Source organism: Paenibacillus ehimensis NBRC 15659 (assembly GCF_004000785.1).
GTDB lineage: Bacteria > Bacillota > Bacilli > Paenibacillales > NBRC-103111 > Paenibacillus_G > Paenibacillus_G ehimensis.
Genome location: NZ_BILX01000004.1, coordinates 39,914 through 60,071, shown reverse-complemented (window position 1 = coordinate 60,071; position 20,158 = coordinate 39,914). Strand labels below are relative to the sequence as shown.

The 20,158-nt window shown below is 53.2% G+C and carries 18 protein-coding genes and 1 pseudogene; 4 read left to right on the top strand and 15 right to left on the bottom strand.

Annotated features, from left to right (window positions below; genetic code table 11):
* Positions 1 to 37: 37 nt before the first annotated feature.
* The 4 genes from PEH01S_RS03510 to pdxR form a co-directional block, all read right to left on the bottom strand.
* Positions 38 to 1,036 (bottom strand): asparaginase, encoded by a 999-nt coding sequence (locus PEH01S_RS03510; RefSeq protein ID WP_127483980.1) that lies wholly within the window; start codon positions 1,034 to 1,036, stop codon positions 38 to 40.
* 254 nt (positions 1,037 to 1,290) lie between these two features.
* Positions 1,291 to 1,482, bottom strand: a complete 192-nt coding sequence (locus tag PEH01S_RS03505) for a hypothetical protein (protein WP_127483979.1) — start codon at positions 1,480 to 1,482, stop codon at positions 1,291 to 1,293.
* A 61-nt stretch (positions 1,483 to 1,543) separates the two neighbouring features.
* Entirely contained in the window at positions 1,544 to 2,398 is an 855-nt protein-coding gene (locus PEH01S_RS03500) for a hypothetical protein (protein WP_127483978.1), read from the bottom strand.
* Positions 2,399 to 2,462: 64 nt separating this feature from the next.
* Positions 2,463 to 3,920: a MocR-like pyridoxine biosynthesis transcription factor PdxR gene (gene pdxR, locus PEH01S_RS03495; RefSeq protein ID WP_127483977.1), complete on the bottom strand. Its 1,458-nt coding sequence runs from the start codon at positions 3,918 to 3,920 to the stop codon at positions 2,463 to 2,465.
* 194 nt (positions 3,921 to 4,114) lie between these two features.
* Here pdxR and hisC point away from each other — a divergent pair, with 194 nt between their 5' ends.
* The 3 genes from hisC (at position 4,115) to PEH01S_RS03480 (ending at position 6,211) form a co-directional block, all read left to right on the top strand.
* On the top strand, positions 4,115 to 5,182 hold the full coding sequence (gene hisC, locus PEH01S_RS03490; protein ID WP_127483976.1) for a histidinol-phosphate transaminase: 1,068 nt from the start codon (positions 4,115 to 4,117) through the stop codon (positions 5,180 to 5,182).
* Between the two features lie 132 nt (positions 5,183 to 5,314).
* The gene (locus PEH01S_RS03485) at positions 5,315 to 5,650 is read left to right on the top strand and encodes a hypothetical protein (protein WP_127483975.1); all 336 of its coding nucleotides are present in this window, start codon (positions 5,315 to 5,317) and stop codon (positions 5,648 to 5,650) included.
* Positions 5,651 to 5,698: 48 nt separating this feature from the next.
* Entirely contained in the window at positions 5,699 to 6,211 is a 513-nt protein-coding gene (locus PEH01S_RS03480) for a hypothetical protein (protein ID WP_127483974.1), read from the top strand.
* An 88-nt stretch (positions 6,212 to 6,299) separates the two neighbouring features.
* Here PEH01S_RS03480 and PEH01S_RS03475 read toward each other — a convergent pair whose 3' ends face one another.
* Positions 6,300 to 6,836 (bottom strand): hypothetical protein, encoded by a 537-nt coding sequence (locus tag PEH01S_RS03475; RefSeq protein ID WP_127483973.1) that lies wholly within the window; start codon positions 6,834 to 6,836, stop codon positions 6,300 to 6,302.
* A 625-nt stretch (positions 6,837 to 7,461) separates the two neighbouring features.
* Here PEH01S_RS03475 and PEH01S_RS03470 point away from each other — a divergent pair.
* The gene (locus PEH01S_RS03470; protein ID WP_025850979.1) at positions 7,462 to 7,869 is read left to right on the top strand and encodes a hypothetical protein; all 408 of its coding nucleotides are present in this window, start codon (positions 7,462 to 7,464) and stop codon (positions 7,867 to 7,869) included.
* A gap of 47 nt (positions 7,870 to 7,916) precedes the next feature.
* Here PEH01S_RS03470 and PEH01S_RS03465 read toward each other — a convergent pair whose 3' ends face one another.
* The 10 genes and pseudogenes from PEH01S_RS03465 to PEH01S_RS03420 all read right to left on the bottom strand — a co-directional run.
* Positions 7,917 to 10,130, bottom strand: coding sequence for an alpha-galactosidase (locus tag PEH01S_RS03465; RefSeq protein WP_127483972.1), 2,214 nt, complete (start codon positions 10,128 to 10,130; stop codon positions 7,917 to 7,919).
* A gap of 50 nt (positions 10,131 to 10,180) precedes the next feature.
* On the bottom strand, positions 10,181 to 11,599 hold the full coding sequence (locus PEH01S_RS03460; protein ID WP_127483971.1) for a glycoside hydrolase family 32 protein: 1,419 nt from the start codon (positions 11,597 to 11,599) through the stop codon (positions 10,181 to 10,183).
* A gap of 1 nt (position 11,600) precedes the next feature.
* On the bottom strand, positions 11,601 to 12,425 hold the full coding sequence (locus tag PEH01S_RS03455; protein ID WP_025850982.1) for a carbohydrate ABC transporter permease: 825 nt from the start codon (positions 12,423 to 12,425) through the stop codon (positions 11,601 to 11,603).
* Complete coding sequence (locus tag PEH01S_RS03450) at positions 12,422 to 13,291, bottom strand: carbohydrate ABC transporter permease (protein ID WP_025850983.1); 870 nt, start codon at positions 13,289 to 13,291, stop codon at positions 12,422 to 12,424. Before PEH01S_RS03450 ends, PEH01S_RS03455 begins: the two co-directional genes overlap by 4 nt.
* Positions 13,292 to 13,369: 78 nt before the next feature.
* Positions 13,370 to 14,626, bottom strand: a complete 1,257-nt coding sequence (locus tag PEH01S_RS03445; protein ID WP_127483970.1) for an ABC transporter substrate-binding protein — start codon at positions 14,624 to 14,626, stop codon at positions 13,370 to 13,372.
* A 200-nt stretch (positions 14,627 to 14,826) separates the two neighbouring features.
* Positions 14,827 to 15,855 carry a LacI family DNA-binding transcriptional regulator gene (locus PEH01S_RS03440; RefSeq protein ID WP_025850985.1) on the bottom strand — a complete coding sequence of 343 codons (1,029 nt, stop codon included), beginning with the start codon at positions 15,853 to 15,855 and terminating at the stop codon, positions 14,827 to 14,829.
* Between the two features lie 190 nt (positions 15,856 to 16,045).
* Positions 16,046 to 17,137: a Ger(x)C family spore germination protein gene (locus PEH01S_RS03435; RefSeq protein WP_127483969.1), complete on the bottom strand. Its 1,092-nt coding sequence runs from the start codon at positions 17,135 to 17,137 to the stop codon at positions 16,046 to 16,048.
* Positions 17,134 to 18,225, bottom strand: a complete 1,092-nt coding sequence (locus PEH01S_RS03430; RefSeq protein WP_127483968.1) for a hypothetical protein — start codon at positions 18,223 to 18,225, stop codon at positions 17,134 to 17,136. The genes PEH01S_RS03435 and PEH01S_RS03430 overlap by 4 nt, the downstream gene beginning before the upstream one ends.
* Positions 18,222 to 19,565 (bottom strand): spore germination protein, encoded by a 1,344-nt coding sequence (locus PEH01S_RS03425; RefSeq protein WP_025850988.1) that lies wholly within the window; start codon positions 19,563 to 19,565, stop codon positions 18,222 to 18,224. Before PEH01S_RS03425 ends, PEH01S_RS03430 begins: the two co-directional genes overlap by 4 nt.
* A 208-nt stretch (positions 19,566 to 19,773) precedes the next feature.
* Positions 19,774 to 20,148 (bottom strand): annotated as a pseudogene (locus PEH01S_RS03420) (sigma-70 family RNA polymerase sigma factor); the annotation flags it as partial.
* Positions 20,149 to 20,158: the final 10 nt, after the last annotated feature.

Here is a 20,158-nt window from a genome sequence, read left to right as displayed (position 1 = left end):
AGGGAAGATCGTTACCCTGGTTCGGTGATGCGCTCGCTTAGAACCGGAATACGGTTTTTCGCTCGCCTACGACGATGTGGTTATCGTTCTTGATCTCCTTCGGAGCGAGCGCATACAACCGGTCGATCGTATCGCGGTTGTCGTAGCCGATCTGCTCCAGAATCGAAGCGGCGATAATCGGCCACACGAGCTCCGAGCCGTCAAGAACTTTTAAGGCGAAGCTCATGCGCTCCTTTTTGAGCCCGAAGCCGTATACCCCTTTGGCGCCGCCCTTGGCGACAATGTTCGGATCGGTCAGCAGCGCGGTGCAGATAAAGTCGTGGCTGGCGATCATCTCCGGGTTCGCGTTCATATAACCGGCGATTTTCGTCACCGCCGCTCTCGTACCGGCATCCGCTATCAGATCCGGGCAGGCCAGCTTCAGATAGGCGCGGGCGATTCGGTGCAGCGGCATCGCATAAACCGGAAAGCCGCAGCCGTCCACCCCGATGCGGATGTCTTCCTTCGGGTAGTCGGCCATTTCGGCCATCGCTTCCAGACTGAGCTGCTGTGCCGGGTGATCGATGCTCCAATAGGTTCCGAGGTCGTAGCCGAGCTCCTTGGACAGCGCGAGAAAGCCGGAATGCTTGCCGGAGCAGTTATGATACAGCTTGCGCTTCTCCAGATGCTCCCAGTGACAGGCCGCCCGGGGCGCTTCGTTGAGCGGATAAGTCGGACAGCACAGGATGTCTTCTTCCTTCAGCCCGGTTTTCTGCAAAATCGACTCAAGCGCCTCGATATGATACTTTTCTCCCCGGTGCGAGGCGGCGAACAGAGCCGCTTCCTTCGGGCTCAGCTTGAATTTTTCGTCGATGCCGTGCTTGATGACCGGGATCGCCTGAAACGGCTTCGCCGCCGAACGCAAAAACGTCATATGCTGTTCGTCGCCGACCGAATATACGATCCGGCCGTTCTCGTCCATTCCGCAGACGAGGCCCATATGTACATTTTCCAGCACGCCTCCGCGGTATTCTTCCACCAATCGTTCGAAGCCCATAAGTAGCTCATTTCCTTTCGGCATGTGAAGTTCAAGAGGTTCCGCTGCGGTTAACGGTCCAAGTCCCCTGATTGCTAACGCTTTCAAGTTGGGTTCGTCGGGTCCGGAACCGCTTAACATGATTCCTCGAACAAGTTTAATTCGTTTATTTTCACCACTGATGTTAATAATAACAGCTGTTTTTTTCGCTTGTCAATAAATATTTGAATAAATTGTGAAGAAAAACTGCGATTTCCGGGAGGGGATGGAAGAATTTAAGTTTCATTTATTCCAGTGACGGTATTAATTTCATCTCCTGTCGTTTTTGTCCTCTGTACAGCAAAAAGACCGTCCCTCCCCCCAAGCCATTTGGCCGGGAGGCGTACGGTCTTTCGAGTTTCGAGCGGATGGCCGCCATTCGTGCGTCGAGCGTCTTCCCGGATTTCAATCAGATTGCCGTTATCCATGCGTTGTGCGTTCTCCCGGGCTTGACCGATTGCCTTTATCCGGCGGCTCACCGACGTCTCCTTAGACCCGATGCCCGAATAGCCGTGCAAAATTAGCCATATTTCGCATCAGGGCGTCGGTCTTTGCAAGCGGCGCCTGGTCCAGCTTACGGTTCATGTCCAGCAGGAAAGAGGCCATACCGGTCGTATTAGCGCCTGCGAACCGGTTGTCAAGCTTCGTCGTCTTCAGCTCCTGCATCAGCTGCCCCGTTTCCTCGCGATACTTAGTCACCCACTGCCCGTTTTGCGGGATTTTTTCAACAAACGAAAACAAAATACTGCCCCAGTCGCCGCCACCGGCTACCGCTTCGCGCAGCTTTTTGTAGGTATCCGGTTCGAATCGCTTCATCAGCTCGTTGATGTCCACATAGTCTTCGGGCGCCCCAATCGGCCGGGACGGCGGCATCTGGTAGGAGACGCTTCCCGTGGCCGGATCTACCGTTCCCTTCGCGCCGATGACGGCAATTTGATTCATGACCGCCATCAACTCGGACGCTTCGCCGCCCGACATATAATGGTCCGCCACATAATTTGCCTGCGCTAATCCCGCCTCCCGCAGTACGGATCGCTCCCCTTCGTCCGAGACGGAGCCGCCCGGCAGCAGATTGGACCCGATGATCGTATGCACCGCATCGCTTACCTCCTGCGGCTTTCCTTCGAGCAGCCGGTTCAGCGATTCGCCGATTTGGGCCGATACGAACACTTTGCCCACGCGGTGCTTGATTGCGCCTTCGGCCAATTGCCGGCCGGTCGGGCTAATTTCGACCGTATCATGCTTCAAGCCGGCCATCGATCCCGGTCTCAGGCCGGGCTTGCCCTCCTGATCCCGAAGCGCGTACAGGTTCAAGACGCTGCTTCCTCCGCCGGAAACTTTCATGCTACCCCTCCTCTTCAAAATAAAAGAAAATTGACATCCTACTGGATTTATCGTCCATATTCTTTCATTTCTTTAGAAAAGCTTCCATTTTCCACGCCCGCGTCAGCAGTCCGATTCCTTCCCGGATATCTGTTTCGGACAGGCCGCCGAAGCCGAGCAGCACGGTCGGAGCCTCGTCCGCCTCCGGCCGCAGCCGGTAAGCCGAAGCCGGATAGACGCCGACCCCTTCCCGGGCGGCCGCGCACACAAGCCCGGTTTCGTCCATTCCGCAGCGGACCCGAAGCAGCAGGTGCAGCCCGGAGTCCGCGCCGATCATCTCGACGCCCGCCGGAAAAGCATCGCGCACCGCGTGCAGCAGCGCATCGCGCTTTTTGTGGTAGACGCTGCGCATTTTGCGCACGTGCCTCCCGAAGTCGCCGGATTGCATGAACAACTGCTGCGTCTTCTGGAAGATCGGCGAAGCGAGCTGGTCGTAGCTGTGCCGGCGGTCGCGAAACCTCTCCAGCAGCGCCGGAGGGAGCACGAGATAGCTGAGCCGGAACGCCGGTGTCAGCGCCCGGGAAAACGTGCCGACGTAGATGACCCGGCCGTCGTCGTCGAGGCTTTGCAGCGAAGGAATGGGCCGGCCGCTGTAGCGGAACTCGCCGTCGTAGTCGTTCTCAACGATGTAGGCGCGCCGTTCCTTCGCCCATTGGAGCAGCTTGATCCGCTTGCCCGCCGACAGCGTCATGCCGTACGGAAACTGATGCGACGGGGTCACATAAACGGCCTGCGCGCCGCTGGCCTGCAGCTCTTCGAGGCAGATGCCGTCGCTTTCCAGCCGGAGGGGCCGGCAATCGAACCGGAACTGCCCGAACAGCGCTTTCACCCCGTCGTTGACCGCTTCTTCGGAAGCGATGCGGACGACGTCCTCGCGCAGCAATTGAAACAGCAAATCGAGCGAGTGGTACGTGCCCGCACCGACGACGATCTGCTCCGGCTGGCAGCGCACCCCGCGCATGTGATGCAGGTAGGCGGCAATTTCGGCGCGCAGCTCCGGCTCGCCCTGCAAATCGCCGTACAGCAGCAGACGGCTGTTTTCCGGCAGGAGGCACCGGTTCATCAGCCGGCGCCATTTCGCCAGCGGGAAGCCGGTAATATCGACGCTGCCGTAGCCGAAGTCGTAACGGACCGGCTCATCCTGGGAAGCGTGGTACGCGCGCTTCGGCGACGGTGAAACGGCGGAACGTTCCGCTGCCGCTTCGGTCTGCACCCGCAGCAAGGTGGCGGACGTGTCCAGCTCGGCGGCATAAAGCCCGCTGCGCGGCCTGCTGTTTACATAGCCTTCGGCGAGCAGCTGCTCGTAGGCAAGAGCGACAGGCGACCGGCTCACGCCGAGGTAAGCCGACAGCGTACGGATAGACGGCAGCCGCTCGTTCGCCGGAATGCGGCCGGCGGCGATTTCGTCGCGGATATAGCGGTACAGCTGCATATACAGCGCTTCGCCCGACGTTTCGTCGAGCCTCGGCATCAAATCGATCATCCCGGCTCTCCCTTTTCGTGAAATGTTCGTTCCTTCAAACTGTCACTCGAAAAATTATGAAACTGACTATTTTACTAATGTCAAAATGCGATTATGCTCATCTTATCATCCCATTGCGCAAAGCGGAAGACGTTCCGTACATCAAAAAATCACGGGCTGACCCCGTCAGCCGGATGTCAGGAGGAAGCAAACCGATGACCCTTATTCTGCCTCATATCGAACGGCTCACCCCATACGCCTTGGGCGACCTCCCTCCGGAAGGAAGCGCCGCAATCAAGCTGAATCAGAACGAAAGCCCGTACCCGCCCTCTCCGCTCGTGCTGGAGGCGCTGCGTACGCTTGGCGAAGAAGAGCTTCGCCGTTACCCCGACGCCCGCTGCATGCAGCTGCGCGCTGCGCTTTCGCAGCTGCATGGCGTCAAGGACGAGCAAATCTTTTGCGGGAACGGCTCGAGCGAGATCATTTCCTTGATCGTCAAAGGCTTCATAGGCCCGAACCGTCGGCTGGCCCTGCCTGATCCGTCGTTCTCGCTGTATCACACGGTGGCCGCATCTTATCAGGCTTCTTCCATCGCAGTCCCGACGCGAAACGACTATACCGTCGATCCGGGGCTGCTGATGGACAGCGGAGCGGACGCAATCGTGCTGGTCAATCCGAATGCGCCTACCGGACACCTGATGCCGCTCGAAGAAGTGGAACGGCTGGTCAACCGCTTCCCGGGGCTGGTCGTCATCGACGAAGCCTACATCGACTTCGCCGATCCCAACGCAACGGCCATCCCGCTGGTGGACCGCTATCCTAACGTGATCGTCGTCCGGACGTTCTCCAAGGCGTACGCCCTGTGCGGAGCGCGGGTCGGCTACTGCATCGCTGCCGAGCCGCTCATCGCCGCGCTGGAGAAGAGCAAGGACATCTACAACATCAACGCCATCAGCCGGAAGCTTGCCTTAGCGGCTCTGGAAGACCGCGAATACACGATGCGCACCGTAGCGGCAGTCAAGGCGACGCGGGACGGCTTCATCGCCGAGCTTCGCAGCCTCGGATTTGATGTCATCCCTTCGCAAACCAACTTCGTCTTGTGCACGCCTCCGGCGGGAGCGGGACAGCCCGATGCCCGCGCATGGTATCAGAGCCTGCTGGAACGAAACATCTACGTCCGTCATTTCGAGCATCCCCGTCTGGCCGACAAGCTGCGCATTTCCATCGGTACGGACGAAGAAATGGCTGCCGTTACCGCTGTGCTGCGCGCACTGCTCGCTTAAAGTCATGAAGCTCCCGCCCCTTTTCGCAGGGGATCGGGAGCTTTTTTCGCGATCGAAGCGGATTCGATGCTATAATCTTACTATTCATATTATGATTTTGCCGATAGTTACGGATAACGGAGGAAGCTTCCTATGAACGCCAGCAGTATGGAACACATGATGCAGCAGCTTAACGCAGCAACGGATTTGACCGAACGCAGACGCACGGCAAAGGAAATCATCGAAGAAATAACGACTCCCGAAACGTCGTCAATAGCCTTCTCCCTAGCTAAAGACAGCTTGGAAAACGCATTAAAGGATCACCAGACCGGCGAGTTGGGCACCTATCTGCACGTCAGCGATCCGGAATGGGTTGTCGCGCTGATCGAAATCCTTCACCGCTGCCTTAAAGCAGGCGGGGATTTATCCGGATGCATAACCTCAATTGCACGGCTTCATCATCTCGACCGGAAGGAATCGGCGAAATAAGATACCGAGCTTTATCTTCAATACCGCGCCGCCGCCCTGCTCGATGCCTTGCTGGCCGCAGAAGTCCCTTTTCCGGACGAAGCGGTACGGCTTATCCTGGTTGCGGGCAAGCGCTATGTAAAGGATAAGGCAACGGAACAATATATTTGCAGCATTCACTGGAGGCTGGCGGACAGCGGCGTCAATATATCCGGTGCGATTCCTTCGCTTGTGACGGTTTTCAAAAACGGGGAGACGAGCGGGCTCGTTCATTATTCGCTTTTAGCCTTATGGGCCGCCGTTAGGCAAGGGTACTTCGATACGCCAATTCCCGACAGCGATCTGACATATCAGGTCTGGCTCAAACACCTGATTTCCAGCAGCACTTTTAAGCTAAAAAAGAAAGATGAGCCCCACCAATTGGGAATCATCGGCTGCCTGATCGAAACGGTAAGAACTTATCCGGAACTCAAAGCTCTCGCCGCCGAATATTTGGAGCAATGCAAACTACGGGAGCCCAAACGTCCAACCACGGATTTTCAGCGGGATGTAAAGCAATATTTCGACCTATGCCGGGCATAGCACGGAAGTTCATGATAGCAGCTCGGAGTGAAGTCCGGGCTGCTTTGTTTTATGCATGATGACATTCGGAGGAGCCCGAAGACGAACATCAGCCGCCGCCTTCATAGTTGCACAGCAGGCAACCGTGACAGGACAAATAAACTTCGTGCTTTGGGCACATGGGATATCCTCTGGGGATGGTCGGAGAATCGTCCTCTTCGTCCACCTCAGCCCATTCGATATAGTAACTTGGATCAAGGTATTCCGCTTGCAAGGCATCGATCATCAGCCGAAAGTCCGCCAATCGTCCGATGACCATCTCCTTGTTCGGCGTATAGCTGAGCTTCTCCCAGCCGGATTCATTCATGGCCTCCTGAATCGTCCGCGTCATAAACGCCTTTTCATTGGCAAAATTGTCCGCCGACCAAGGCATTTCCTCCAAGCGAAAACCTACCGTTCCAATCCCGACAACCGACTGATCCCGTTGAGCAAGCCAAATGATCAGCTCTTTCTCCCGCTCCGTGTTCGCGAGTCGAGAACCGCTCAGCACCAGAACATCCAGAAAGACGGAGGTCAGCCCGTTCGACATGGAAAGGGAAGGCGCTGCGTCTTCTTGCGCTTCGGGCATGGAAATCACGTTTCCCATAAGGTGTACCTCCTTGAGGTTGTTATCATTCAATTTTTGGCTTCGAAAACATGCGAGATCAACCCGAAACCTGCACCGAATACGATCCCGGAAGAGGCAAAAAATGAGTAAAACAACTGAGATTCAGCCGAGAAAAAGCTCAAGCCCCCGAAAGAAATCATGATGAAGGATGCAGGCAATATAAAGGTGAGCGCACACATGATAGGATAACAAAACATAGTTCCCAAACTAACCAAAGGGTACTTTCGTAAGAAAAAAAACCTGCCCAGTAAGAAAGCATAAATACAATGAACAATAAAATATATCGGAGAAGCCTCATAAGCTGCCTCCTTCCTAGGTAAAGACGCTCAAAATTAAGTCGGACATTTCGACCCGGGGGTCTTCTGCTCCGCAAGCTTAACGCCGTCGCCAGTCTACAACTTTATTTTCCCGGTCCAGCACTTTATTTTTCACGCTATTGCTTTATTTCACCTCCCTATAAACTACATCCTAAATATCACTTTGATGCAGCAATATTACAATTAAAGGAATATATTGATAATATATTATGTTAGTGGTATTTTTTAACTAGAATGTAAGCTTTATCGAAGCGCATTCTAACAAAACCTTTTGGGAGGGATAATTTATGAAGCTTAGCAAGGTAAGCAAGACCATTTTATCACTATCATTGGCTGTCTCAACACTTTTATCTGTCAATGTCATTTCAGCACACGCCAATGGAGGGGTCGTTAAGCCATCTGAATGCACAAAAAGTATTTATATTCCTGTCAAGCATGAGTTTAACTTAAAAGTAGGCGATACAGGATCATCGCGGTTCTATTGCGGATCCCCTCAAGGGGACCAAGTCGAGTTTTCGTCGGAGGACATTGGAATTGGAGTTGACGAGCCATCCGTTGTGAACAATCTAAGAGTTAAGGATAACGTTTTATATTTTGATGCCGTTGGCGAAGGATTTGCAGAGGTCACGATTTACTGGAAAACAAAAAAAGAAGGAACCAGATACACGTTTTTATTGATGAATGTCACGAAATAATCATGTGTGAAATAAAACGGCCGGACCGCCTGGTCCGGCTCTTGGCTTTACTCAACTTCCTGACGCCATTCATTCACCGCTGTCAGCTTAAACCATACGCTCTTATAATCGCCGTCAAGCGGCGGAATCGGCAGCCCGATTTGCATAAGTCGGTCACCGCGGTAATGGTCTTCAAACCCGCTGACCCGGTAATCCAATTCCGTTTGCAAGCCTTTTAGCCGCAATCGGCGCAATGGCCCGTTAGGAACCCCCAGTACTTGGAAATAAAATACCATGGCCTCCCTCCGGTCCTCCGAAACGAGCATCCACGCCGTTTCATTGCCGCTGAACGGGCTTTTCAAGCGATACAAGTCGCCGTTTTGAATCAGCCTGCGGTTTTCTTTATACAGGGCCACCTGTTGCTTAATGATGTCCTTCTCCTCCGCCGGAAGCTTGGTGAGATCCAGCTCATAGCCGAAATTGCCGGACATGGCCACGTCTCCCCGCGTGGTAAGCGGCGTGATCCGGCCGACTTGATGGTTCGGCACGGCCGAGACGTGCGCTCCCATGGAGCTGACGGGGTAAACCATGCTTGTGCCGTATTGGATTTTCAACCGTTCCACCGCATCCGTATCGTCGCTGGTCCACGTTTGCGGCATGTAATACAGCATCCCCGGATCGAAACGTCCGCCGCCGCCGGAGCAGCTTTCGAACAAAATATGAGGAAACCTCGTAACAAGCTTGTCCATCAACTCATAAAGCCCCAGCATGTAGCGGTGCGCCGTTTCGGTTTGCCGTGCGGCCGCAAGTTCAGCGGAGCCGATTTCCGTCATGTTCCGGTTCATATCCCATTTGACGTAAGAGACGGGAACCGTACTAAAAATGCCGCTTAACGCCTCGAACAAGTAGGTGCGAACATCCTCCCGCGACAGATCCAGAATCAATTGATTGCGCGCTTCCGTCCGGCGGCGATGCGGAACATGAAGGCACCAGTCCGGATGACGCCGGTATAAATCGCTGTCCGGAGAGACCATCTCCGGCTCGACCCAAAGCCCGAACTCCATGCCATGACTCTTGACACGAGCCGCCAAATCCTCAAGTCCGTCCGGAAGCTTATTGCGGTCAACCGTCCAGTCTCCCAAGGAGCTCGTATCGCTATCCCGCTTGCCGAACCATCCGTCATCGAGCACAAACAGCTCGATGCCAAGCTCCGCCGCATCTTTCGCAATCGCCTCGATCTTGTCGGCGTTAAAATCAAAATACGTCGCTTCCCAGTTGTTGACCAGAATAGGGCGTTCCTTGTCGCGATGCGCCCCCCGGCATAAACGGGTACGATACAGCCGATGGTAAGTCCTTGACATTCCGCCCAAGCCTTCGGAGGAATACACCATCACCGCCTCCGGCGTTTGGAACGACTCGCCGGGCTCCAGCAGCCAGCCGAAGTCAAACGGATTGATCCCCATCGATACCCGTGTCATCCCGAATTGGTCCACCTCCGCCTCGGCGGCAAAGTTCCCGCTGTACACCAGGCTGAAGCCGAATACTTCGCCTTGGTCTTCGTCCGCGGCGGGCCGCAGCAAGGCCATAAACGGATTCATTTGATGGCTGCTTGAGCCTCTCCGGCTTTCGACCCGAACGGCTCCCGGACTTAAAGGCTTTCTTTGCACATGCCGTTCCCTTGTCCAAGTGCCGGACAAATACAAGCAGTCGTAGTCGGAATCGAAAAAGTCGACGCTTGCGCTTAACGCGCGGTTCAACCGCAAGGCCTGCTTTCCTTCGTTCACAAACCTGACAGAGCGTGTCATGGCGTCAAAATACTCAAACACCGTGTAGCTCAAAATAACGGTCAGCCCCGAATATGCGTCAAACAGCTCCAATTCCAACGTTTGCGCCTCGTCTTCGTTCTCCGTATAAATGGCGGGCAGCCCTTCGAGCGCCGGCTTGCCGTTAACTATGCGATGCGATCTATAAGTAAGTTCCGTGATCCGGCTGCCGTCCTCCAGCTGAACCTGATAGGCCGGATGACGGAAATCGCTTGTTCCATATTGCGGGTATTCCTGTGGAAGCGTGTCGAGCGAAATGCTCTTATCCTCAGGAACCGGATTGGGACTGAATGAACAGCGTTCCTGAAACATCAGGATATCGGTTAAATTTCCATCCTCGCTCAGCTTCGGCCCCCAATATACATGGGCCGGGTAGCCATGCACCAATTGAATCATGTAGCTCGTGTCTTTCGACTGCAGATGAAACCGTTGCTCGCTTTCCCGAAAATGTATCGTCATGCTCCTGCTCCTTCTCTATCCGATTCGTATTCGTATGGAGATTTATCTGTCTATTTTTCGCGTAATGATTTCCCAAGGCCGCACGGGTTCATGGTCCATCCGTCGAAAGCATGGGCAAACACCTTGCCCTGCCCGGCGAAGGCACGCACATGAACGCTGTCCGGCCGGGTCGGATAGACGCGCGCGGACAATGCGCTCTCGTCTTGAATGAACACTTCCACCGTCGAATGGTCGACGTAAACATTCAGCTTGAGGCGCTCCCCTATGTTCGAAGGCAGGTCTGCGGCGAGCGCATGCTTATGCACATCCGGGTCCAGACTTGAGCGCGACCGGTCCAGCACAAACGTACGATGCGCAAGGTCGATCAAGAGCAGCGTTTCTTCCTGCCCGTCCGGCGAGCCGAGCACGGCCATGCCGAACGATCCGCCCGCATCCTTCAGATCGAGCTCGACGGAAAGCTCCAGCGCCTTCCCCTGGACCGGCAATTCGACGCTGCCTTCGATCCACCCGGGCTGCAGCGAACCATGCTCGCCCCGCAGCGCGCGCAGCTCCGGAACCGGCCGGATGAGGAGACGGCCGGACGCTTCGTCCAACGACAATACCCGCGGAACCGTAAGGGCTCCCGACCAGCCGCTGATCGCCTTGCTGCTTCCCCTCGCGCTGTCCGGCATCCAGCTGAACAAAAGCCTTCTTCCCGCCTCGTCCGGGCAAGTCGTCGCCGCGTAGAAGCCTTCCCGGCCGCCGTAATCCAGAATGCCGGAAGCTTCCTCGACAAAGCGAAATTGATTCGTCAAGCTCCCGACTTTATACCGGACCCGCTTATCCTCGTCGTCCGGCGAATACGTGAGCACCCATTTGTTTCCTAATTGAAACAGATTCGGACACTCCCATACTTTTTCCGGCCCGTCCGCAACGATGCCTAGAAATTCCCAAGTAAGCAGGTCGGGAGAGCGGTAAAGTACGGCGCAGCCTTTGCCGCGGTGTGTCCCCCCGCAAACCATATACCAGGCTCCGTCCATTTCCCAAACGTACGGGTCCCGCCATTCCTCAATCACGGCATCGCCATGAATTTGCGGTGTCAGAACGGGATTAATGCCGGGCTTCACCCAACGCATCAGATCCTCGCTGCCGAAGGCGATCCACTGCTGCGCTCCCGTCCGGGCATTGCGCTCCCCCGGTCCGATACTGGTATAAAATATCACCGGGCTGCCGTCCGCAAGCACCGTGCACCCCGAGAAGCAGTGCTCTTCTCCGCGCTCCTGCGAAGGGTACAATGCAAGCGGCAGCCGCTCCCAATGCGCCAGGTCCTTGCTCTTCGCATGGCCCCAATGAATCGTTCCCCATTCGTCCCCATAGGGATTGTGCTGGTAAAATACATGGTACTCGCCATTCACTTGGATAGGGCCGTTCGGATCGTTAATCCAGCCTTTGTCGGCCGTGAAATGAAATACCGGTTTGTAGACGTTCACGTCAGGATTTCACCGCTCCCCGGATGACGCCGCTAATGATCCAGCGCTGCGCGACCAAATAGATCACGATCATCGGCAGCAAGGCCATAAGATAAGAAGCGAACGCCAAATTATAATTGATGCTGAATTTGGACTGGAAGACGTACTGCGCCAGCGGCAGCGTCGCCATGCTCGGCTTGCTCAAAATAATGAGCGGCAGCAAAAAGTCGTTCCACGCCCAAATGCTGGTCAGAATACCGACCGTGGCATTGATCGGACTGAGCAGCGGGAAAATGACCTTCCAGAATCTGCCCCAAATGGTCGCTCCGTCCATCGTCGCCGCTTCTTCCAGCTCGTACGGCAAGCTTTTCAGATAACCGACATACAAGAACATGTTAAACGCGATACCGTACACTACATACAGAATAATAAGCCCCACGTGATTGTTCATCCCGAGCTTGGCCGTTTCCTTGACGATCGGCAGCATAATAATCGGGAACGGCACGAACAACGCGCTGACAAAATAGTAGTAAAGCATTTTGAAAAACGGCTTATCCATATTGCGCGAAACGGCATAGGCAACAAGCGAATTGGTAAGCAGCGTAAATACAACCGAGCAGGCGGTTACGATAAGGCTGTTCGTAAACGCTCGCGTGAAATTCGTCGCCTTCATCGCCTGGGAGAAGTTCTCCCAATGCCATTCGGTCGGCCAAGCCAAGACGGAAGCTGCGATTTGCTCCGGACTCTTGACCGCGATCATCACCGTAATATAAAGCGGGAACAGCACAATCAGCGATCCCAGAGCGATCAGCAAGGTAACGATCCAGTTGGTGCGGTTGGCGCTCATTGCAGGCTCATCTCCCTTCTCTGCAAGAACCTAAGCTGCAGGGCGGATATGATCACAATCACGACAAAATAAATGACCGCGTTGGCCGATTGATAAGCGAACGATCCGCCTTGAAAGCCGTCGCTGAAGATCAGCAGCGAAATCGAAGTCGTAGATTGCGCCGGACCGCCTGCCGTCAGGGCCACAATCTGATCGAACACCATGAGGAAATTTTTCATGGCGAGCACCATATTGATGGTGAAGAAAGGCGCGATGAGCGGAAACGTGATATGCTTGAACTCTTTCCATTTTCCGGCGCCGTCCAGACTGGAAGCCTCGTACAGATCGGCCGGGATGGTCTGCAGTCCCGCCAAATACAAAATAATATTAAAAGCCGTCGCCTGCCACACCGTGACAATCAGAATGCCGACCCAGGCCCATTCCCGGCTTCCCAAAATATTAAACGCCAAGCTGTCCATATGCATTTTGGCGAAGATGTCCGGCAGCATATTGGAAAAAATATAGTTAAAAATGTAACCGACAATCAGCAAGCTAAGAATATTCGGGAGAAAATAGACGGCCCGGAACATATTTTTCAGCTTGATGCGGGAATTGAGCCCCAAGGCTACCGCAAGGCTGATGACGTTCACGATGATCGTGGTCAAAACGGCAAATTTGAACGTAAACCAATAAGCGCGATAGACGACCGGATCTTGAAACACGCTGATATAATTTTTCAACCCTACCATCTGATACGTTTTCGAAAGTCCGTCCCAATTCGTAAAGCTATAGAAAATCCCCATCAAGACAGGGAAGGTGTGGAAGGCGAAAAACAGAAGAAGGGCCGGCACCACCATCAGATAATACGGGGTCATGTTCTTTCTCATCGGGTAAAGACTCCTCTCCGGAATAAAGGGATGAAACGGAAAACGCCGTTCCCTGTTTCATCCCCCCAAGGTGTCCGATTATTTTCGGCTTTGCGCTTTGGACCACTCGTCATCCAATCTTTGCAGGAAAGCGCCGACATCCTTCTTCATGATCAAATCCTGAAGGATTTGGTCCAGCTTCAAGCTGCTTGGCACATAGTGATCCACAAAGTCGGCCACCTGGCCTTTTTCGAAATACGGCTTAAGCTCCGCTACGGAAGCATCGTCCTGCGTAACCCCTTTAACTGCGGAGAAGGTGTTTACGCCGGTTGTGTATTCCTTGGCATTCTCCGAATCCAGCAGGAAGCTGATAAATTTTTTCGCTTCTTCCGGGTGCTTGGTCTCCGCCGATATGGCAAGCAGCTGGTCGACGCCGGAGACAAGCATATTTTTGTTCGGGTCGTTCGTCACCGGATACGGGAAGACGCCCAGCTCGATGTTCGGGTTCGCTTTCTTGATCTCGGCAATCGCCCATACGCCCTGTGCATACATCAACGACTCGCCATTGGCAAAAGCGACGTTGCCGTCATTGTAGCCCTTGCCGAAATTATCCTTTTGCCCGAAGGAAAGAAATTGCAGGTACTTTTCGGCGGCCACTTTGTAGCTGCTTGTGTAAGTCGCTTGGCCCGCGTTATGTTTAGCATAGAAATCGTCGCCCTGCGTACTGGCGGCAAAAGCGTTGAAGGACGGAAGCGTCGTCCAGGAATCCTTGAAGGTGAAATAGAACGGAAGCTTGCCCGCTTCTTGAATCTTCTTGCAAAGCGCCGTGAACTCGTCCCAGGTCTTGGGCACCGTCAGATTCATCTCTTTGAACAATTTTTTGTTGTAAATGATGCCGTCTGCATTGACGCCATAAGGAATGGCGTAAACTTTGTCGCTTCCCGAAATATCTTTAAGCATCTTGACGTAAGCGTCCGGTATGTTTTTCAGCTCCGGAGCGTTCGTGAAATCGGTCAGCACCCCGGCTTTAACCAGAGAGGCGTACACATTGTCGCCCCCGTTGGCGACGATATCCGGCACTTCTCCCGCAGCCACCTTGGTCTTCAACACCGTAGACGCATCCGGCGGGTTGTCTTGAACGATATGAATATTCGGATTTTGCTGCTCGAATTTCGCGATTAATTTGTCGAACGTGGCTCGCGCCTCCGGCTTATATTGCAGGAATTGGAGCTCGATCTTGCCGTTCTTTGCCGCGGAATCGGAAGAGGCCCCCTGGTTGCCGGTATCGCTTCCGCAAGCGCTTAACATGGAAATGGCAGCTACGCCAACGGCCGTTGCTTTAAGTACGTTTTTCATTCGGGATTCCCCCAGAACCTAAATTTGTTTTGAAACCGTTCTTTCTTTGGGATACAATAGAAATAGCTGTTTTTTCTTCGGCCCTCCATTTATTGTGGACGGGTCCTTTTTTTTCTCTTTCTTTCCAGATTGCTTGCTCGTATGTCTCCGGGCACACCTCTTTTCATGGATCACCTCCTTCAAATCGTCTCCTTCGGCCCTTACTTCTTTCCGCCGCAGCTTTCCCTGACGACCATCTCCGTGCCGATCGTCACATGCATCGTAGGCTCGCGCCCTTCCAGCCGCTCCACAAGCAGCTGTACGGCCGTCTTGCCGATGAGCTCGGGAAACACTTTAACCGTCGAGAGCGGCGGGTTGACAAAGGCCGACACCTCGATAGCGTCGAAGCCGACGATCGCCATCTCCTCCGGCACCTTGACCCCGGCCTCATGAAGCGCGCGAATCGCGCCGATGGCCATCGGATCGCTGCTGACGAAACAAGCGGTCGGCCGGTCCGGCTTGCTCAGCAGCTCCTTCATCTTTTCGTAACCGCTTGCCGTGGTCCAGTCGCCGTTATATATATAGTCGGGATGGTAATAGCCTTGTTCCTTCATGATCCGCTCGAAGTGCAGCTGCCGCAGGTCGGGAATCGTTCGGCCTCTCTTCTCGGGGCCAAGCTTGTATAAATATTCGCATCCGCTAATAAGTCCGATCTTATGATGCCCCAGCTTAAACAAATGCCGCAGCACTTCTTCGATCGCTTTATGGAAATTGATCTTGACCGAATCGTACTCCAGGTTATCCAGCAGATGATTCACGAGAACGACGGCATTGGAATTCGGATAAATTTTTTGGATATCGTCCACGTCAACGGAGCCGACAACAATGAGACCGTCCATTTGCTGCAGCGTGATTTGGTCGACGTTACTGCCGCGAAACACCTTGCCAATGGAGACGCCCATGGCTTCGCAATGCTTCTCGATGCTAAGACGCACGGAGCTAAAATAAGGGTCTTCTTTTTCATCGTCGCTCGAAATCCACAGCAGCAAGCCGATCTGCTTGTACGATAAAACGTTTTCTTTCTTCAACCGCTTGATGCGCTCAGGTTTATAGCCGATCTCTTCGGCAATCGCGAATATCCGCTCTCGCGTATCTTCGCTTACCGAAAGGCTCGGATCATTATTAAGAACACGGGATACCGTCGCCGTAGACACTTTTGCCCGTTCCGCAATATCTTTAATTGTAGCCATGAAGCCCACCAACTTTTAGTTAATATTTTTACTTAACGTGATTTTATTTTAACAGTGAAAATAGACATGTGCAACCCCTTTCAAGCGGCATTTCTCGTCATTTAGTGTCTAAAAATGAAACATTTTAGTAAAATATTCAGTGGCCAAACCATATTTCGAAGAGAATTTCACTTGGTTGAAGCTCAACGTTCTATTGGATGGCGCCGGTCCCGGACATTTCCGTTCGAACGTTTACGTCAAAAGTCAATCTCGGATAAAGCTCCTGCCAGATCTTCCAGCCTTTCTCCCCGTTATAATGGGTGGCCCGGTACATGAGCCCGAAGCCAACCGGGTCCACTCCGTTTGCTTGCAGCTTGCGGAGCAATTGCAGGACATGCTCCCTTATCGCTTTCCCCGTTTCCTGTTCGTATGTCGACCAATCCTCATAAAAAAGCGGCTTCCTGGATTGTTCCGCGATTCCCTGCATCGAGATGTTCACAAGCAGCTTCCGGGCATCCTTGCGGTCGAAGGAGAACGACCGGTTGAATTTTTTAACCAGCATCGTAAAGTTCGCCTTAGCGGTCCGGACTGACACCTCAAACTGCCGAGGGTTATGTACCAATGCGTTAAACATTGCGGTTTCACTAGGTGAAAGCATGAGCTTGACCCGCTTTTTGTCCAATATGGCCACTTGCTTGATGACGAATTCATCGCCGTAGGCTTTGATCACCGGCAGAAAAGGGTCTAACCCGGGCTCCGTCATTCTCCGGTAGAAATCAAACAAATATTCGGTCACAATAAACGGGGATTCGGTTCCGGTCCCGCCGAAGCTCAAGAATAAGGCATCGGCTGGTAATCGCTCGGATCTCGGCGAAGCTTTCAGAACTTCGGCCGCATTGGGAGAACCGATTGCCAGATTGGCGATTCTTTGGATCTCGCTTTTCCGGACCAGAAAATCGATGGATTCCGTTATGTCCTCTTGGGCCAACGCCTCGCCAAACACAAGCACTTTGGCATGACTGAAATCGAGCTCTTTGTCGGCCTTCGATTTGATTAAAGATATCGCCTCCGGGATGGAGGATGCGTCCTGACTGACAATTTGCGAGTTGGTCTGGCCCGTTTCCTGCCTGGCCTGAGGAATCGCCAGCTTTAACGTGACGCGGTACTTATCGTCACCCGCGCCGGCGGGGTCGATGCCCATGGATAGGACAAAAGAACGTTTGTCGATATCCTTAAACGCTCTGGTCGTGCAGCCTGTTGTCAGCAGAAGCAATGCGAGGAAAAACAACCCTGGCTTCTTCATGTCAAATTCGTTCCTTTTCGGCTCAAATAATAAACGAGCACTACGAAAGCGAGCTCGCTCCAAAAACGGATGCTTAACCAAGCGGTGGCCAAGGATAACGTTTGCTTTTCGTTGAAAAGGGTCAAATAGCCGTAGGTGACTGCGGCAAAAAGCCCAAAAATAAGAACCGGTTTCAGCTGAATCGAATTAACGACCCATTTGCCGGGCAGCGCCCCTTGAATTATTTCATATCCGACATGCCAAACCACGGACGCAAACAGCAGGGAAAGACTCAAAAAAAGCATCAGGTACAAATAAATCACGCGTTCGACAAAGCCCAGCTCCATCTGCATCGAATCTGAAGTAGACACCCAGACCGTGACGTAATGTTCGGCACCGACCGTTCCGTGAAACCCGACAGGGATAAACACCGTTGTGCACAGGACGCCGAGGCCCAAAAAGGGAATCGCCCACAACAATTTCGGGCGAAATTGCCGGAACTCGCGATTCAAGATCCCCATATTGATGTAACCGGTAAAAAGATAAGAAGCCGCCGCGATAAATTCCATCTTCGGCAGTTTCAGCGCATTCTCGGTGGCCGTCTCCCATACGGCATACCAATTCATATACTCGCTGGTGACGGCTTTGATAAAAATGACCGCAGCCAGCGGCACATTGATTAACATGATGATCTCCAGCAAGTACAAAATGGTTTTTGTAGATCTGGAGGCCCACCAGCACACCGTGATCAAGAACAGAATCAGGAAAACCTCGGGCTGGCTGGTCGTGCCCATGCTGCGGCTAATAATGCCGGAATAAGATACCAGAACGACTGTGCCCGCGGCAAAAAACATCGACCCGACATAAAGCAAAAGCGGCACCCCGAATGCCGGGTGCAGATGCGCCAACACAATTTCCGGAAGCCCCCGGCTTTTAAAGGTCATCATCGCTTTCGAAAACATCCAAGAGAGAAGAGAGCCGACCACGATGGTCAGCCCAAAGCCCAGCATCGCCCCTTCCCTCCGATGGGCAATCAGAATGGTGGGAACATAAATAATGGTGTTTATCAACATGCACATCAGGATGGAGTAATAAAAATAGCGGTTCAACGATGTTTTTCTCCTTTGGGCACAGGGGTATTGAAAGTTTTGGAAGGTTCGCCTGAGAAGATCTTAAAGTACGGTTTTCCGAAGCTTCGTTGATCCACAAGGAAACCGGCAACCCAAAACAATCCGACGATCAGCCCGACTAACCCGTACAGGGTAGACAGCAAAATCAACGGATACCGCACCACCCTTACGGCAAAGCTCATTGTGCTGATCGGAATGACAAAATTCGAGATGGTTACCGCCGACGTCACAATAATCATGATGCTGCTGACAAGCCCGGCCTGCTCCGCCGCTTGACCGAGAATGAGCCCGCCGACCGTCGTTGCCGTTCCGCCGATAAATTTGGGCAGCCGAATGCTGGCCTCCGTCAACGCCTCCGTCATAAACAGCATAAATATGACTTCGATATACGAAGGATACGGTACATCGGCCCGGCTTCCGGCAATGGACAGCGTGAGCTGGACGCGGAAAAAACCCGGATTGAACGAAATCACGGCAATGTAAAGAGCCGGAAGCGTAATCGTCAGAAAAAGAGAGACATACCGTAGAAACTGGAGACCTTTCGAGACCCAGTACGGCAAATACAAATCGTCCATGGAAGACATGAAATCAAAAAAGACGGCGGGCAAAATTAAGGCAAACGGCGTGCCTTGAATGACGATCACGATTTTGCCTTGGGACAAATTCAATGCAATGCGGTCCGCCCGGTTGGTCAGCATCATGGTCGGGAACAGGCTGCGCCTCGTCGTATTCAGCATATTCTCCAGTTGGCCCGTAGACAGCACCATAGAGGCGTCAATCAGGGACAAGCGCCGCTGCAGCTCGGACAACACGGCGCTATCCACCAAAGCCGCATCGTACAGCAGGTAAGCTGGCGTTTTCGAAACGCGGCCAAGCTCGTACGGTTCGATGGTAAAGTCTTGGCTCTTGTAGCGGTGACGAATCAAATTGAGATTTGAGCCGATATCCTCGGTTAAAGAAGATTGCGGCCCTTGAATCGTCGTTTCGATTTCCGCATCGCCCGGCTTATTGTTTAAAATTTGATTCGCTTCGAAGAAGTAATAGTCCGACGGAGAAAAGACTAAGACATTTCCCTTTACCAAATAGGAATGCAGCTCGTCAACGGAGGCCGGCCTATACCGTTTGCACAAGGACCGAACGTAGAGCTCCGGTTCCGGAAGGGCAAACAGCGGCCGAATCAGCTCCTTTTCAATTTTATTTTGATCGCAAACGGATTGATAATAGTACAGCTTGAATTCCGCGGCCGCTTTTATTTCTTGAACCAAAAGCTCCTTCGAGGAGGCTTGGATGATCTGGATTAAAGCTTGCATGCGTTCCATGAAGGCCCACCTCTCCGGATAAAGGAATCGATGTTATTTTTTCCTAAAACCCGGTTTTCTAACATAAAAAATACAATCGAAAAAGGGCAGCACGAATGCAACTTCGTCTGCCCTTCTACTGCAGTTGAACGATGTTGGTATGTGTCAGTTACCGGTATGCCTGTAATTCTCCGATTCAAGTCCCGGGTGCTTAGCGGCTCTTAAGGATTTACCGCTTCTGCTTATAAAACTCGTGGTACAGCTTCATCAGCGCCCGCTTCTCGATCCGCGACACGTAAGAGCGCGAGATGCCGAGCTCTTTGGCGATTTCCCGCTGTGTTCGCTCCTCCCCGCCGTGTTCGAGCCCGAAGCGGCCCACCACGACCTCCTTTTCCCGCTCGTCGAGAATATCCAGATTTTTGTAAATCTTGCTCTTCTCGATCTTGAGCTGCACCTTATCCACCACCTCGTCGGAGTCCGTGCCGAGGATATCGATTAACGTAATCTCATTTCCCTCCTTGTCCGTCCCGATCGGGTCGTGCAGCGATACGTCCTTGCGCGTCTTTTTCAGCGAGCGGAGATGCATCAGGATTTCAAGTCTAATTACAGTAGTG

What these genes read in the sequence shown, in the direction of transcription:
- PEH01S_RS03510 (WP_127483980.1), bottom strand. Translation starts at nt 1,036, where the DNA reads ATGGGCTTCGAACGATTGGTGGAAGAATACCGCGGAGGCGTGCTGGAA.
- PEH01S_RS03505 (WP_127483979.1), bottom strand. Translation starts at nt 1,482, where the DNA reads ATGGATAACGGCAATCTGATTGAAATCCGGGAAGACGCTCGACGCACG.
- PEH01S_RS03500 (WP_127483978.1), bottom strand. Translation starts at nt 2,398, where the DNA reads ATGAAAGTTTCCGGCGGAGGAAGCAGCGTCTTGAACCTGTACGCGCTT.
- pdxR (WP_127483977.1), bottom strand. Translation starts at nt 3,920, where the DNA reads ATGATCGATTTGATGCCGAGGCTCGACGAAACGTCGGGCGAAGCGCTG.
- hisC (WP_127483976.1), top strand. Translation starts at nt 4,115, where the DNA reads ATGACCCTTATTCTGCCTCATATCGAACGGCTCACCCCATACGCCTTG.
- PEH01S_RS03485 (WP_127483975.1), top strand. Translation starts at nt 5,315, where the DNA reads ATGAACGCCAGCAGTATGGAACACATGATGCAGCAGCTTAACGCAGCA.
- PEH01S_RS03475 (WP_127483973.1), bottom strand. Translation starts at nt 6,836, where the DNA reads ATGGGAAACGTGATTTCCATGCCCGAAGCGCAAGAAGACGCAGCGCCT.
- PEH01S_RS03470 (WP_025850979.1), top strand. Translation starts at nt 7,462, where the DNA reads ATGAAGCTTAGCAAGGTAAGCAAGACCATTTTATCACTATCATTGGCT.
- PEH01S_RS03465 (WP_127483972.1), bottom strand. Translation starts at nt 10,130, where the DNA reads ATGACGATACATTTTCGGGAAAGCGAGCAACGGTTTCATCTGCAGTCG.
- PEH01S_RS03455 (WP_025850982.1), bottom strand. Translation starts at nt 12,425, where the DNA reads ATGAGCGCCAACCGCACCAACTGGATCGTTACCTTGCTGATCGCTCTG.
- PEH01S_RS03450 (WP_025850983.1), bottom strand. Translation starts at nt 13,291, where the DNA reads ATGAGAAAGAACATGACCCCGTATTATCTGATGGTGGTGCCGGCCCTT.
- PEH01S_RS03445 (WP_127483970.1), bottom strand. Translation starts at nt 14,626, where the DNA reads ATGAAAAACGTACTTAAAGCAACGGCCGTTGGCGTAGCTGCCATTTCC.
- PEH01S_RS03440 (WP_025850985.1), bottom strand. Translation starts at nt 15,855, where the DNA reads ATGGCTACAATTAAAGATATTGCGGAACGGGCAAAAGTGTCTACGGCG.
- PEH01S_RS03435 (WP_127483969.1), bottom strand. Translation starts at nt 17,137, where the DNA reads ATGAAGAAGCCAGGGTTGTTTTTCCTCGCATTGCTTCTGCTGACAACA.
- PEH01S_RS03425 (WP_025850988.1), bottom strand. Translation starts at nt 19,565, where the DNA reads ATGGAACGCATGCAAGCTTTAATCCAGATCATCCAAGCCTCCTCGAAG.